The sequence below is a fragment of the Hydrogenophaga aquatica genome (assembly GCF_054780915.1).
In genome coordinates, this window is the sequence record NZ_BAAGVK010000002.1 from 211,849 (window position 1) to 224,370 (window position 12,522).

Here is a 12,522-nt window from a genome sequence, read left to right on the forward strand (position 1 = left end):
ACAGCTCAGGTACGGCCTGCGCCAGCGAGCAACGCTTCGCGCAAAGCGGGTTCGGACGTTGCTGGTGACAGCCAGATGCCAAAGAACAGGCGGGCAAACAATGGATCAGCCACTTCGCCAAGCACCCGTTGCCCTTGCAGAAACACGGCCCCTTCTCCCGGGCGGTAGAGCCCGGTCAGCGCGTCGCCCGCCTTGACGTCAGGCAGCACCGATTCCAGCGCACGCTGCCAGCGCCGGGCCTGTTCGTCGCTCAGGGGCTGCTGGCGGCGCATCTCTTGTATGGAACGGCGGGCAATGGCGCTCGCCTCGAAGTTGCGCAGGTATTCCAGTTCCAGCGCCAGGGGTGCTGCACCGTGGTCGCTGGCGTCAAAGCCCGGACCGATCCACAGGCGCGCACGGTAAACCTCGAAGCCCCACACCCGAAGCAGGCCCTGCCCGGCCAGCCTTGCGCCTGGCAGTGGCGGCACCTGCATACTGGCGCTTGCCGTACTTCCCGCCATGCACAGCAGCGCCGCCAGCCCGGCAAGCAGGCTGCGCCGGCGAACTCCATCCACGGCCAGGGGTTTCATGGCTTTTCCAGCGTGTACTGCATCACGCCAATGTCACCGTGCTCGAACCCGGCCTCGCAGTAAGCCAGGTAGAACTCCCACAGCCTGACGAACTGCTCGTCGAAACCCTGGCGCAGCACCTGTTCGCGCCGCGCCAGGAAGGCCTCGCGCCAGCGGCGGCAGGTTTCGGCGTAATCCGGGCCGAAGGACAGCTCATCCACCACGCGCAGGCCCGCAGCCTCGGCCTCGCGCCGGAACGCGGCCGGGGACGGCAGACAGCCCCCTGGGAAGATGTACTGCTGGATGAAGTCTGTGGAGCGGATGTAACGCTCGAACAGCGCGTCGTCGATCACGATGCTCTGCACGCAGGCCCGGCCACCCGGCTTGAGCAGACGCTGTACCGCCTGAAAGTAGACCGGCCAGTACTCGCGCCCCACAGCCTCGATCATCTCGATGGAGCAGACCGCGTCGAAGGGCCCATCGTCAATGTCACGGTAGTCCTGCAGCCGCAGGTCGGCTCTATCGGCCGCGCCAGCGCGCTGCAGCCGTTGCCCGGCATATTCCAGCTGTTCCACAGAAAGCGTCACCCCCGTGACGCTGGCGCCGAACTCCAGCACGGCCTTTTCGGCCAGCGCGCCCCAGCCGCAGCCGATTTCCAACACCCGGTCACCCGGGCGAACCCCCGCCATGCGCAGCGCGCGCCTCACCTTCGCGTGCTGCGCCTGCACCAGGTCACCGTCGCGCTGGCCGTCAAACCAGGCCGAGGAATAGTTCATCGTTCCGTCCAGCCACAGCGCATAGAAGGCATTGCCCAGGTCGTAATGTGCGTGGATGTTTTTGCGGCTGTTGCTGCGCGTGTTGCGGTTGAGCAGGTGGCGTATGCGGTAGAGCAGGCGGCCTGCCCAGCTGCCATAGATAACCCCTTCCAGCGCCTCCCGGTTGACGAGGAACAGCCGAAGCAGTTCCGGCAGATGCGGCGTGCTCCAGTGACCTGCGATGTAGGACTCGGCAAACCCGATGTCGCCAGACTTGAGCACGGCGGAGCACACACGCCAGTCGTGCAGGTGCAATACGGCATGCGGTTCGTCACCGTTGGACGGGCCGAAATGCCTGATCTGGCCGTCGGGCAACTGCACACTCAGGCTCCCACGGCCGAGCCGTTGCAGAAGGCGGAACACTGCCCGGCCCGCGGCAGGCGTTCCCTGTGGCAACTCGAACACGCCGGTGCGGCTCATGGGGGTGGTGGAGCTGTTCATGTCTGTTCCTGGACGAATGCAATTGGTGAAGATGTGTTCATTGCGTCACGAAGGACTCGGGTGGCTCTGGCTTGCGGTGGAATCCCACCCGCTTGGCCCAGAGCTTGAGCGCCTGCCAGTGGATGCGGGCCACCACCATCAGCGTCAAGGCCGGGTAGCCCCAGAGCGCACGCCGCAGGCTGCTTGTGGTGACAGGCTCCAGCACCCCGCTGACGCTGGTCTGCAGCAACACGCCCTGTTCGTCGTCGTGGTCGATGCGCACCACCGTACACGGCTTGCCGTGACGCGCCGCGTGCATGAAACGGAAGCGGTAGCGCCCCTCCACGCGGCAAAAGGGCGACACATGGAAAACCTTGGTGGCCTGGACCTCGGCCCCCAGGGAAGGGCTTTCCAGCAAGTAACAATGACGCTCGCCGAAGGTGTTGTTCACTTCCACGAGCACAGCGCGCAGAGTACCGTCTGCCCGGTGGCAATACCAGAAGCTCACGGGCTTGAAGGTGTGGCCCAGCACACGGGGGTAGCAATGCAGCCACACCTCGCCGTCCACGTCATCGACCCCATTGGCTCGCAACACCTCTTCCAGCCACGCCAGCGCCCCCCCCGCCTCTGGCCCTCTGCCGTCGCCATGGTCGTGGTCATGAAAGCTGATGCCCGCCCAGCGGTTCAACGGCAACGCCCCAGGTTCCCGCTGCAGCGCGCGCATGGGCAACATGAGGAAGTACGTCGGGTACACGAAGGCATTGCGACGCGGGCGCAGCCGCGTGTGACGCACCTCGCCAAACCCCAGATAAGGCAGAGGCAGAAGGTTCATGCCGCCTCCCCTGAGGTGGTTGGCATCTGGCTCAACATTGCCCTCGCCACCGCCAGCCCCGACTTCAGCCCGTCTTCATGGAAGCCATAACCCGCCCATGCACCGCAGAACCACGTCCGCAGCTGCCCCTGCAACCCCGCCACACGCGTTTGCGCCTGTACCGCAGCCAGGTCGAACACCGGGTGCGCATACTCAAACTCGGCCAGGATGCATGACGGATCGATGGGCCTGACCGGGTTGAGCGACACGATCACCGGCTGTGCAAAAGGCAGGGGCTGCAAGCGGTTGAGCCAGTAATGCAGGCAGACACGGGCCGACTCGCTGCCATCGTCGGCGGCACGCTCGTAGTTCCATGCAGCCCATGCCTTGGGCCGCATTGGCATCACCGACGTGTCCGTGTGCAGCACCGCCCTGTTGGCCTGGTAGCGGATCGCCCCCAGCACTTCCTGCTCGTCTGGCGTGGGGCGCCCCAGCAAAGCCAGTGCCTGGTCGGAATGGGTAGCCAGCACCACGTGATCGAATTGCTCCACCCCGCCATCCGTGAACACCCGCACGCCCTGCGCGTCGCGCTCGATCCGCTGCACCGGCGTGTTCAGGCGGGCATCGGGCAGCCCCGCCACGATCCTGCGCACGTAGTTGCGCGAACCACCCTCCACCGTGTACCACTGCGGCCTGCGCGTGACCTGCAAAAGACCGTGGTTGTGGCAGAAACGGATCATCGTCGCCACCGGGAAACGCAGCATCTGGTCGGTCGGGCAGCTCCAGATGCAGCCCAGCATGGGCAGAAAGTACCAATCCCGGAATGCACTGCCGAAACGGTGCCGGTCCAGAAACTCGCCAAGGGGCTGCAGCAGGTCGGCGTCGCGGTTTTCGCGTGCCAACCGGGTGCACAGCGCGTTGAAGCGCAGCAGGTCCTTCAGCATGCCCAGAAAGCGGGGACTCAACAGGTTGCGGCGCTGGGCGAAAACGCTGCCCAGATCGCTGCCACACCACTCCAAGGGCCTTTCGGCACCTGGACGCGGCACCTGCACCGAAAAGGACATGTCAGACGGCGCGACCTGCACCCCCAGTTCGGCGAACAGCGCGATCAGGTTGGGGTAGGTGCGCTCGTTGTAGACCAGAAACCCCGTGTCCACGCCATGGGTCACCGGCTCGCCGCTGGCACCGGGCAGGATCACGTCCACCGTGTTCGCATGCCCGCCAAAGTGCCCGCCAGCCTCGTAAAGCGTGACCTGAGCGCTGCCGCGCAGGGTATGGGCCGCAGCCAAACCTGCGATGCCAGACCCCACGACCGCCACCCGCCACGGCCGGTCCCGGTTTTCTCCAACAGCAAACTGTCCCTGCGCCTTGTACATTTGAGCACCTTATTTGTCCTAGACAAAACAAAGTATCCTACAATTCAGCGAACCGGTAAACTGCCGTGAAAAAATCCCACAAACAGCCATGAACACCATGCCCCCGGCGCCCAGTTCAGAGCCAACGTTGTCTATTGCAGACGTGGAGCGCGACACGGGCCTGCTCAAGGACACGCTGCGCGTTTGGGAACGGCGCTACGGCTTCCCCACGCCAGGACGCGATGCCCACGGCGAGCGTCGCTACGACGGGGAACAACTGCACAAGCTGCGGCTCATCAAACGCCTGCTGGATGCCGGGCACAGGCCGCACCAGGTGGTCCCCCTGCCCACCCCTGAACTGGCCGGGCTCGTCCAGCAGATACCGGCCGCTGGCGCATGCGAACTTGCGCAGGACATTGGCACCCCGCTGGTCCAGGACTGGCTGCGCGGGCTCAAGGAAAACCGCACCGAGGTGCTGCGGCGTTCACTGGAGGACCACCTGCTGCGGCACGGCCTGGCCTCGACCATCGAAGACTTCATTTCCCCCACCAGCATGGCTGTGGGGCAGGCGTGGCTGTTGGGGGAGCTCTCGGTGTTCCAGGAGCACCTGCACACCGAGATCGTGCAAAGCGTGCTGCGCGAGGCCCTGGCCGTGCTCGACAAGCAGACCGTGCCCGCACCCCATGCGCCGCGTGTGCTGCTGACCACCCTGCCCGACGAACAGCACGCCATGGGACTGCTGATGGCCGAATGCTTTCTGGCACTGGAACGCTGCGAACGCTACCCCCTGGGCGCGTGCACACCGCTGACCGACGTCGTCAACGCCGCGCGGCAGTTGAAGGTTGACGCCGTGGCCCTGAGCTTCAGCGCCCACCAGCCGCCAAACGACACGGTGGCAGGGCTGCGGCAACTGCGGGAACAGCTGCCCGAGGATGTGGCTTTGTGGGTGGGGGGTGGCGCGCCCGTGCTTTACTCGCGGCGCCTGCCCAAGGGCATCACGGCGTTGCGCAAGGCGCGCGAACTGGGCCCGCTCGTGGCAGCATGGCGCCGAGACAGGGCGGGCCGCTGAAGCGCTTCAGGACTTCAGGCGCATCTCGGCAGCGCGGGCGTGCGCCTGCAAGCCTTCGCCATGCGCCAGCACCGAGGCAATCTGCCCAAGGTGCTGGGCACCTGTTTCGCTCACCTCGATTAGGCTGCTGCGCTTCTGGAAGTCGTACACCCCCAGTGGCGAGCTGAACCGCGCCGTGCCGCTCGTGGGCAGCACGTGGTTGGGACCGGCACAGTAGTCGCCCAGGCTCTCGCTGGTGTAGGCCCCCAGGAAGATGGCGCCGGCGTGCTTGAGCAGCGGCTCCCAGCGGTGCGGGTCGGTGCTGCTCACCTCCAGGTGTTCCGGTGCAATGCGGTTGCTGATCGCACAGGCCTCTTCCATGTCGCGCGTCAGAATCATGGCACCCCGGCCATTGAGGCTCTTGGCAATGATCTCGGCGCGCGGCATGGTGGGCAGCAGGCGGTCGATCTCACGCTGCACGGCGTCGATGTAGGCCGCATCGGGGCACAGCAGGATGCTCTGCGCCAGTTCGTCGTGCTCGGCCTGGCTGAAAAGGTCCATGGCCACCCAGTCAGGCGGCGTGGTGCCGTCGGCCAACACCAGGATCTCGCTCGGCCCGGCGATCATGTCGATGCCGACCGTGCCGAACACATGCTTCTTGGCGCTGGCCACATAGGCGTTGCCCGGGCCGGTGATCTTGTCCACCTGAGGCACCGTCTGTGTGCCATAGGCCAGCGCCGCCACGGCCTGGGCACCGCCGATGGTGAACGCACGGCTCACGCCCGCCACGTAGGCCGCAGCAAGCACCAGGGCATTCTTTTCGCCACGCGGCGTGGGCACCACCATGATGATGTCCTGCACACCGGCCACGTGGGCGGGAATGGCATTCATCAGCACGCTGCTGGGGTAGGCTGCCTTGCCGCCGGGCACGTAGATGCCCACGCGGTCCAGCGGCGTCACCTTCTGGCCCAGCAGAGTGCCGTCCTCGTCGCGGTAGGTCCAGCTCTCACCGCTGGCCTTCTTCTGGCGCTCGTGGTAGCGGCGCACACGCTCGGCCGCCTGGCTCAATGCCGTGCGCTGGGCCTCGGGCAGGCCTTCGAAGGCTGCGCGCAACTCGTCCTGCGTCAACTCCAGCCCGGCCATGCCGGCGGCTGCCAGGCCGTCGAAACGGGTGGTGTATTCCAGCACGGCAGCGTCACCGCGCGCCTTCACGTCGGCCAGGATGGAGGCCACGCGCTGCTCGATCTCGGCGTCCGTGTCGGCGGCCCAGTGCAGGCGCTGCTGAAACCGGGTTTCGAAATCAGCGTCGGTGGTACGCAGGAAGAGCGGCGTGGCTTTCATCATGACGTGGCCTTGGCAAAAGCGTCCAGAATGGGGCGCAGCATGTCGCGCTTGACCTTGAGCGCTGCCTGGTTGACCACCAGGCGAGAGGAGATGTCCATGATCTGCTCCACCTCGACCAGGTGGTTGGCCTTGAGCGTGTTGCCGGTGGACACCAGATCCACGATGGCGTCGGCCAGGCCGGTCAGCGGCGCAAGTTCCATGCTGCCGTAGAGCTTGATGAGGTCCACGTGCACGCCCTTGCTGGCGAAGAAGTCGCGCGCGATCGCCACATACTTGGTGGCCACCTTCAAGCGGGCACCCTGGCGCACGGCGCTGGCGTAGTCGAAGTCCGCACGCACGGCCACGCTCATGCGGCATTTGGCGATCTTCAGGTCCAGCGGCTGGTACAAGCCCACATTGCCTGCGCCGCCCCACTCCGCCTCGTGTTCCAGCAGGGTGTCCTTGCCGCACACACCCAGGTCGGCGCCGCCGTACTGCACGTAGGTGGGCACGTCAGAGGCGCGCACCAGCACCACCTGCACGTCGGGCCGGTTGGTGGGCAGGATCAGCTTGCGAGACTTGTCCGGGTCTTCCAGCACCTCGATGCCCGCCGCACGCAGCAGGGGCAACGTTTCTTCAAAGATGCGGCCCTTGGACAGGGCCAGGGTCAGGCGGGCCTGGCTCATGGCATTCTTTCAATGTCGGCGCCCAGGGCGCGCAGTTTCACTTCCATCTGGTCGTAGCCACGGTCCAGGTGGTAGATGCGGTCCACCACTGTCTCACCCTCGGCCACCAGCCCTGCAATCACCAGGCTGGCAGACGCGCGCAGATCGGTCGCCATCACCGCGGCACCCGAGAGGCGGCCCGTGCCGTCCAGGCCCTCGACCAAGGCCACTCGGCCATCGATGTGGATCTTGGCGCCCAGGCGCTGCAGCTCCTGCACGTGCATGAAGCGGTTCTCGAAAATGGTTTCCGTCACGCTGCTGGCGCCCTGGGCCACGACGTTCAGCGCCATGAATTGCGCCTGCATGTCGGTGGGAAAACCGGGGTACTCGGTGGTACGGAAGGTCTGCGCCTTGAGCGCGGCCGCGCCGGGCGATGCCACGCGCATGCCATCGGGCAACGCCTCCACGGTCACGCCCGCGTCGCGCAGCTTGTCGATCACAGCATCCAGGTGGTCGGCCCGCGCGTGCCGCAACACAGCCTCGCCGCCCGTGGCGGCAACCGCGCACAGGAAGGTGCCGGCCTCGATGCGGTCGGCCACCACAGTGTGGTCGCAGCCGTCCAGCCGCTCCACGCCCTGGATGCGGATGCGGCTGGTGCCATGGCCTTCGATGCGTGCGCCCATCTTGATGAGCATCTCCGCCAGATCGGTGACCTCGGGTTCCTGTGCGGCGTTCTCCAGGATGGTCTCGCCCTCGGCCAGCGCTGCGGCCATGAGGAAGTTTTCGGTCCCGGTGACCGTGATCATGTCGGTGGTGATGCGCGCGCCTTTCAGCCGCGTCTGCCCTGCGGGCAGCTGCGCCACCATGTAGCCATGCTCCACCACGATCTCGGCCCCCATGGCCTGCAGGCCCTTGATGTGCTGGTCGACGGGCCGCGAACCGATGGCACAGCCCCCAGGCAGCGACACCTTGGCACGGCCAAAGCGCGCCAGCAGCGGCCCCAGCACCAGCACCGACGCCCGCATGGTCTTGACCAGTTCGTACGGCGCCACTGGCTCGATGGGCGTGGCGGCCTGCAGGGTGAAGCCGCCGCGCTCGCCATGGGTCTGCGTCTGTACGCCCATGTTCTCCAGCAGGTGGCGCATGGTGGCCACGTCGCGCAGCCGTGGCACGTTGCGCAGCATCACAGGCTGGTCGGTCAGCAGGGCCGCACACAGTTCCGGCAAGGCCGCGTTCTTGGCGCCAGAAACCATCACTTCGCCATTCAGGGGCCGGCCCCCACGGATACGGAGCTTGTCCATCGTTCAGCCCTGCTGTTGTGCGGCCCACTCGGCCGGCGTGTAGGTCTTCATCGACAGGGCGTGAACCTCGTCGGTCTGGATGCGCTGGCCCAGAGTGGCGTACACCAGCTGGTGGCGGGCGATCAGGCGCTTGCCCTCAAAGGCCGCAGACACGATCACAGCCGCCCAGTGGCGGCCGTCGCCTGAGACTTCGAGGTGCTCGCAGGCCAGGCCGGCGGCGATGAGGGATTGCAGTTCGTCGGAAGTCATTTCAGCTTCAGTGCCTGATCTTGTAACCGGTGCGCAGCAGGTGCATGGCGATGCCTCCCACCACAAGGAACGCCACCCCCACGATGCCCAGGCTCAGCCAGGGCGAAACGTCGCTGCGCCCGAAGAAACCGTAGCGGAACCCGTCGATCATGTAGAAGAAGGGGTTCAGGTGGCTGACCTTCTGCCAGAACGGTGGAAGGGAATGGATGGAATAGAACACACCGCTGAGGAAAGTCATCGGCATGATGATGAAGTTCTGGAATGCTGCCATCTGGTCGAATTTCTCCGCCCACAGGCCGGCAATCACGCCCAGGGAGCCGAGCAACGCCGCCCCCAGCACGCTGAAAACCACAATCCACAGCGGTGCCACGAAGGACAGGTCTGCGACCCAGAACGTGACGAACAAGACCCCCAGCCCCACCACCAGCCCGCGCACGATGGACGAGCCCACGTAGGCCACGAACCAGGCGCGGTGCGACAGCGGCGCAAGAAGAATGAACACCAGGTTGCCCATGATCTTGCTCTGGATCAGGCTGGACGAGCTGTTGGCGAACGCGTTCTGCAACACGCTCATCATGATCAGACCCGGCAGCAGGAAGGCGGTATAGCTGACGGTGTCGTAGACCTTGACGTGGTCCTCCAGCACGTGGCCGAAGATCATCAGGTAGAGGATGGCCGTCATCACCGGCGCCGCCACGGTCTGGAAACCCACCTTCCAGAAACGCAGCACCTCTTTGTAGAACAGGGTCTGCCAGCCGTTCATGCCGCCACCTCCGCTTCGGCGGCAGCTGGCACGGCACGGCGGCTGCCCGTCAGGTCTAGGAACACATCCTCCAGGTCCGCCTTGGTGATCTCGATGTCCTCCACCGGCACACCCGCCTCGCGCACCCTTGCCAGGATGCGTTCGACTTCCAGCGCGTCGTGCGCGGGCAGCTGCACGAAACGCCCCGTCACCCGCGCCTGCGCGGCCAGGTCTGCCGGCAGCACCGCGTCGGTCTTGAAACGCAGCACGTTGGCCGACGCCCGCTTCAGCAGATCGGAAGTCTTCTCCAGCGCCACCAGCTCACCGTGTTTCAGCATGGCGATGCGCCCGCACAGGGCCTCGGCCTCTTCCAGGTAGTGGGTCGTGAGCAGCACGGTGCTGCCCTGCTTGTTGAGCTGCGAAATGAACTGCCACAGGGTCTGGCGCAACTCCACGTCCACCCCGGCGGTGGGCTCATCAAGCACGATGACGGGCGGGCGGTGCACCAGCGCCTGCGCCACCAGCACCCGGCGCTTCATGCCCCCGGAAAGCTGGCGCATGTTGGCATTGGCCTTGTCGGCCAGGCCCAGCCCATCCAGCAGCTCGTCGATCCAGGCGGCGTTGTCGCGGATGCCAAAGTACCCAGACTGGAAGCGCAACGCCTCGCGCACGGTGAAGAAGGGGTCGAACACCAGCTCCTGCGGCACCACCCCCAGGCGGCGGCGCGCCTGGGCAAAATCGGCCTGCACGTCAGCGCCATGCACCTTGACGTGACCAGAACTGGCACGCGAAAGACCGGCCAGTATGCTGATGAGCGTGGTCTTGCCTGCGCCGTTGGGGCCGAGCAGGCCAAAGAACTCCCCGGGCTCGATGTCGAAGCTCACGCCCTTGAGGGCTTGCAGCTCGCCACGGGGAGTAACGTAGGTCTTGGAGACGTTCTGGAATGAAACGGCGGACATGGGCCCGACATTTTACGCGGGCAGCAATTCGCTCACCCCGTAAAGGGTCGCCAGGTCGCGCAGACGCGGCGGCATGCCGCTTACCTCGAAGACTCCACCGCGGGACACCACCGCACGCCGCACGCCCAGCAAAAGCGCCAGCACGGAGGAATCAAACTCCGTGAGCGCCGACGCGTCGATGCTCACACCGGCACCGGACGCCAGTGCCGCCCCGTTGAGCTGTGCAACGCATTTGGCCAGGAAGCCGTCGGCGTCGGCATGGATCAGACGCGCGGGCAATGCGGGCAGCGTCTGGGTCATCAGCTGGCCTTTGCCGCGTTGGCGCGGTTACGCTCGACCAGCGAGGCGATCAGCCCGTCAATGCCCTTGGTGTTGATCTCCTGAGCGAACTGGCCACGGTAGGTTTCCACCAGCCAGACGCCCAGCACATTGATGTCGTACACCTTCCAGCCGCTCGGCGTTTTTTCCAGGCGGTAGTCCAGCTGCACTGGATCGCCCTTGCCGCGCACCTCGGACCGCACGACCACCTCGGTATCTTCCGGGCGGGAACGCGAAGGCTTCAACGTCAGCGTCTGGTCCTTCAGTTGCGAAAGCGCGCCCGCGTAGGTGCGCACCAGCAGGGTCTTGAATTCTTCCTGCAGGCGCTGCTTCTGTTCAGGCGTGGCCTGGCGCCAGAAGCGGCCAACGGCAGAGGCCGTCATGCGCGTGAAATTCACGTGCGGCATGATCTTGCTGTCCACCAGGGCCACCACCTTGGCCAGGTCACCCGCCTGGATGGCACGGTCGTTCTTGACCTGCTCGATGAGTTCGCCTGCGATGCGCTGGATCAGCGCCTCCGGGGTCTCCCCTTCGGCCCAGGCCAGGGGCAGGTTGGCGGTCAAGGCGAACGCGCCAGCGGCGGTGAGCCACGCCCGGCGCGGCAGATGGTTGAGCTTGCTATCGATCATCGCTTCCTCCTGTGGCGGCCAGCGCAAAACGCGTCAGCTCACCCCTTGGTGGGAACAACAAGGCCGCCGGTTCCACCGGTTTACACCTTGTCACCCCTGATTCATTCGTCGTAACGTTCTTCCTTGGTGCCGCCATTGATCTGGCTCTGGCGGCGTTGCAGGTAGGCATCCCGCGTGAAGGTGTACTTGTCCAGCGCCGCTTCGTCGATCAGTTCGCCCGCCCTCAGCAGCCCGGCGCGGGTGTCCGTGGCCCGCAGCACGTGGAGCGAATTGCGGGTAGGCACGTGGTCCACACCCTGGGACACCATGTCACCCTGGTTGTCCACCACCAGGCCGGTGGCGTCACGCACCGACGAAGGGCCAAAGAACGGCAACACCAGGTAGGGGCCCGAAGGCACGCCCCAGCGCCCCATGGTCTGGCCAAAATCGAGCGTGGTGCGCTCGATCCCCATCTCGCTGGCGATGTCCAGGATGCCACCCAGGCCGAAGAAGGTGTTCACGTTGAAGCGCATGAAGTTTTCCGCCGCTTCGCGCGGGCGGAACTGCAGCAGCGCATTCACCGCCGACCATGCATCCCGCAGGTTGGCAAAAAAGTTGTTCACACCCGTGCGCACGGGCCGCGGCACGGTGCCCTGGTAGGCGGTCGCCACTGGCTTGAGCACCGCTTCGTCAACACCGTCGTTGAAACGGCTGACCGTGCGGTTCATGGGCTCCAGCGGGTCTTGCGGGTTCGCCGCAGGCCCCGTGGCACAGCCCGACAGCAATGCCGCACCCAGACAGACAGACAAGGCGGCTTTGCGCCAGCTTTCGGTAATCATTTCAACTCCCCGGTATCGCTACAGGCCAAGGTTCACTTCGCAGCCGTGTCACCCGCCTCGGCCGCCTTGTTGAACAGGAACTGCCCGATGAGGTTCTCCAGCACGATGGCCGATTGGGTCTGGGTGATCAGATCACCCTGCGCAAGGTTGTCTTCGGCACCGCCGGGCTCAATCCCGACATACTGCTCTCCCAGCAGGCCGCTGGTCAATATCTTCACCGAACTGTCCTTGGGGAAGGCGTAGCGTGATTCCAACGCCAGCACCACGTTGGCCTGGAAGGTCTTGTCGTCAAAACCGATCGACTCCACGCGGCCCACCACCACGCCTGCGCTGCGCACGGCAGCCTTGGGTTTGAGCCCGCCAGCGTTGTCAAAACGGGCCGTGACGCGGTAGGTCGGCTCGAAGCTCAGGTTCAGCAGGTTGGCAGCCTGAAGCGCCAGGAACAGGATGGCTGCACCGCCGATGACGACGAACAGACCCACCCAGACATCGATCTTGGAGCGTGGCACTGGCTCTCTCCT

At 65.5% G+C, this 12,522-nt stretch carries 15 protein-coding genes; 1 reads left to right on the plus strand and 14 read right to left on the minus strand.

What is annotated here, in order from left to right; translation table 11 throughout:
• Positions 1-5: 5 nt before the first annotated feature.
• The 4 genes from ACYVHH_RS02130 to ACYVHH_RS02145 are packed head-to-tail and all read right to left on the minus strand — an operon-like array spanning position 6 to position 3,970.
• Entirely contained in the window at positions 6-569 is a 564-nt protein-coding gene (locus tag ACYVHH_RS02130) for a chalcone isomerase family protein (protein WP_460563367.1), read from the minus strand.
• Positions 566-1,804, minus strand: a complete 1,239-nt coding sequence (locus ACYVHH_RS02135; protein WP_460563368.1) for a class I SAM-dependent methyltransferase — start codon at positions 1,802-1,804, stop codon at positions 566-568. Before ACYVHH_RS02135 ends, ACYVHH_RS02130 begins: the two co-directional genes overlap by 4 nt.
• Before the next feature lie 37 nt (positions 1,805-1,841).
• Positions 1,842-2,615: a DUF1365 domain-containing protein gene (locus ACYVHH_RS02140; RefSeq protein WP_460563369.1), complete on the minus strand. Its 774-nt coding sequence runs from the start codon at positions 2,613-2,615 to the stop codon at positions 1,842-1,844.
• Positions 2,612-3,970 (minus strand): NAD(P)/FAD-dependent oxidoreductase, encoded by a 1,359-nt coding sequence (locus ACYVHH_RS02145; protein WP_460563370.1) that lies wholly within the window; start codon positions 3,968-3,970, stop codon positions 2,612-2,614. The genes ACYVHH_RS02140 and ACYVHH_RS02145 overlap by 4 nt, the downstream gene beginning before the upstream one ends.
• A gap of 88 nt (positions 3,971-4,058) precedes the next feature.
• On the opposite strand from ACYVHH_RS02145, the gene ACYVHH_RS02150 reads away from it, so the two are divergent.
• Positions 4,059-5,018, plus strand: coding sequence for a MerR family transcriptional regulator (locus ACYVHH_RS02150; protein WP_460563371.1), 960 nt, complete (start codon positions 4,059-4,061; stop codon positions 5,016-5,018).
• Positions 5,019-5,024: 6 nt separating this feature from the next.
• Here the strand turns inward: ACYVHH_RS02150 and hisD are convergent, their stop codons facing one another.
• The 10 genes from hisD to mlaD all read right to left on the minus strand — a co-directional run bounded on the left by hisD (position 5,025) and on the right by mlaD (position 12,510).
• Positions 5,025-6,338 carry a histidinol dehydrogenase gene (hisD, locus tag ACYVHH_RS02155; protein ID WP_460563609.1) on the minus strand — a complete coding sequence of 438 codons (1,314 nt, stop codon included), beginning with the start codon at positions 6,336-6,338 and terminating at the stop codon, positions 5,025-5,027.
• Positions 6,338-7,006 (minus strand): ATP phosphoribosyltransferase, encoded by a 669-nt coding sequence (gene hisG / locus ACYVHH_RS02160; protein ID WP_460563372.1) that lies wholly within the window; start codon positions 7,004-7,006, stop codon positions 6,338-6,340. Before hisG ends, hisD begins: the two co-directional genes overlap by 1 nt.
• Positions 7,003-8,286, minus strand: coding sequence for a UDP-N-acetylglucosamine 1-carboxyvinyltransferase (gene murA, locus ACYVHH_RS02165; protein WP_460563373.1), 1,284 nt, complete (start codon positions 8,284-8,286; stop codon positions 7,003-7,005). Before murA ends, hisG begins: the two co-directional genes overlap by 4 nt.
• 3 nt (positions 8,287-8,289) lie before the next feature.
• Positions 8,290-8,535 (minus strand): BolA family protein, encoded by a 246-nt coding sequence (locus ACYVHH_RS02170; protein WP_460563374.1) that lies wholly within the window; start codon positions 8,533-8,535, stop codon positions 8,290-8,292.
• A 7-nt stretch (positions 8,536-8,542) separates the two neighbouring features.
• On the minus strand, positions 8,543-9,298 hold the full coding sequence (locus ACYVHH_RS02175) for an ABC transporter permease (RefSeq protein ID WP_460563375.1): 756 nt from the start codon (positions 9,296-9,298) through the stop codon (positions 8,543-8,545).
• Positions 9,295-10,236 (minus strand): ABC transporter ATP-binding protein, encoded by a 942-nt coding sequence (locus ACYVHH_RS02180; protein ID WP_460563376.1) that lies wholly within the window; start codon positions 10,234-10,236, stop codon positions 9,295-9,297. Before ACYVHH_RS02180 ends, ACYVHH_RS02175 begins: the two co-directional genes overlap by 4 nt.
• Before the next feature lie 12 nt (positions 10,237-10,248).
• Positions 10,249-10,536: an STAS domain-containing protein gene (locus tag ACYVHH_RS02185; RefSeq protein WP_460563378.1), complete on the minus strand. Its 288-nt coding sequence runs from the start codon at positions 10,534-10,536 to the stop codon at positions 10,249-10,251.
• On the minus strand, positions 10,536-11,183 hold the full coding sequence (locus ACYVHH_RS02190) for an MlaC/ttg2D family ABC transporter substrate-binding protein (protein ID WP_460563379.1): 648 nt from the start codon (positions 11,181-11,183) through the stop codon (positions 10,536-10,538). Before ACYVHH_RS02190 ends, ACYVHH_RS02185 begins: the two co-directional genes overlap by 1 nt.
• A 101-nt stretch (positions 11,184-11,284) precedes the next feature.
• Positions 11,285-12,001: an MlaA family lipoprotein gene (locus ACYVHH_RS02195; RefSeq protein ID WP_460563380.1), complete on the minus strand. Its 717-nt coding sequence runs from the start codon at positions 11,999-12,001 to the stop codon at positions 11,285-11,287.
• A 32-nt stretch (positions 12,002-12,033) separates the two neighbouring features.
• Complete coding sequence (mlaD, locus tag ACYVHH_RS02200) at positions 12,034-12,510, minus strand: outer membrane lipid asymmetry maintenance protein MlaD (protein WP_460563381.1); 477 nt, start codon at positions 12,508-12,510, stop codon at positions 12,034-12,036.
• Between the last annotated feature and the right edge of the window lie 12 nt (positions 12,511-12,522).

Excerpts from the sequence above, each read along its gene's own strand:
- ACYVHH_RS02130 (WP_460563367.1), bottom strand. The coding sequence starts at position 569 with ATGAAACCCCTGGCCGTGGATGGAGTTCGCCGGCGCAGCCTGCTTGCC.
- ACYVHH_RS02135 (WP_460563368.1), bottom strand. The coding sequence starts at position 1,804 with ATGAACAGCTCCACCACCCCCATGAGCCGCACCGGCGTGTTCGAGTTG.
- ACYVHH_RS02140 (WP_460563369.1), bottom strand. The coding sequence starts at position 2,615 with ATGAACCTTCTGCCTCTGCCTTATCTGGGGTTTGGCGAGGTGCGTCAC.
- ACYVHH_RS02145 (WP_460563370.1), bottom strand. The coding sequence starts at position 3,970 with ATGTACAAGGCGCAGGGACAGTTTGCTGTTGGAGAAAACCGGGACCGG.
- ACYVHH_RS02150 (WP_460563371.1), top strand. The coding sequence starts at position 4,059 with ATGAACACCATGCCCCCGGCGCCCAGTTCAGAGCCAACGTTGTCTATT.
- hisD (WP_460563609.1), bottom strand. The coding sequence starts at position 6,338 with ATGAAAGCCACGCCGCTCTTCCTGCGTACCACCGACGCTGATTTCGAA.
- hisG (WP_460563372.1), bottom strand. The coding sequence starts at position 7,006 with ATGAGCCAGGCCCGCCTGACCCTGGCCCTGTCCAAGGGCCGCATCTTT.
- murA (WP_460563373.1), bottom strand. The coding sequence starts at position 8,286 with ATGGACAAGCTCCGTATCCGTGGGGGCCGGCCCCTGAATGGCGAAGTG.
- ACYVHH_RS02170 (WP_460563374.1), bottom strand. The coding sequence starts at position 8,535 with ATGACTTCCGACGAACTGCAATCCCTCATCGCCGCCGGCCTGGCCTGC.
- ACYVHH_RS02175 (WP_460563375.1), bottom strand. The coding sequence starts at position 9,298 with ATGAACGGCTGGCAGACCCTGTTCTACAAAGAGGTGCTGCGTTTCTGG.
- ACYVHH_RS02180 (WP_460563376.1), bottom strand. The coding sequence starts at position 10,236 with ATGTCCGCCGTTTCATTCCAGAACGTCTCCAAGACCTACGTTACTCCC.
- ACYVHH_RS02185 (WP_460563378.1), bottom strand. The coding sequence starts at position 10,536 with ATGACCCAGACGCTGCCCGCATTGCCCGCGCGTCTGATCCATGCCGAC.
- ACYVHH_RS02190 (WP_460563379.1), bottom strand. The coding sequence starts at position 11,183 with ATGATCGATAGCAAGCTCAACCATCTGCCGCGCCGGGCGTGGCTCACC.
- ACYVHH_RS02195 (WP_460563380.1), bottom strand. The coding sequence starts at position 12,001 with ATGATTACCGAAAGCTGGCGCAAAGCCGCCTTGTCTGTCTGTCTGGGT.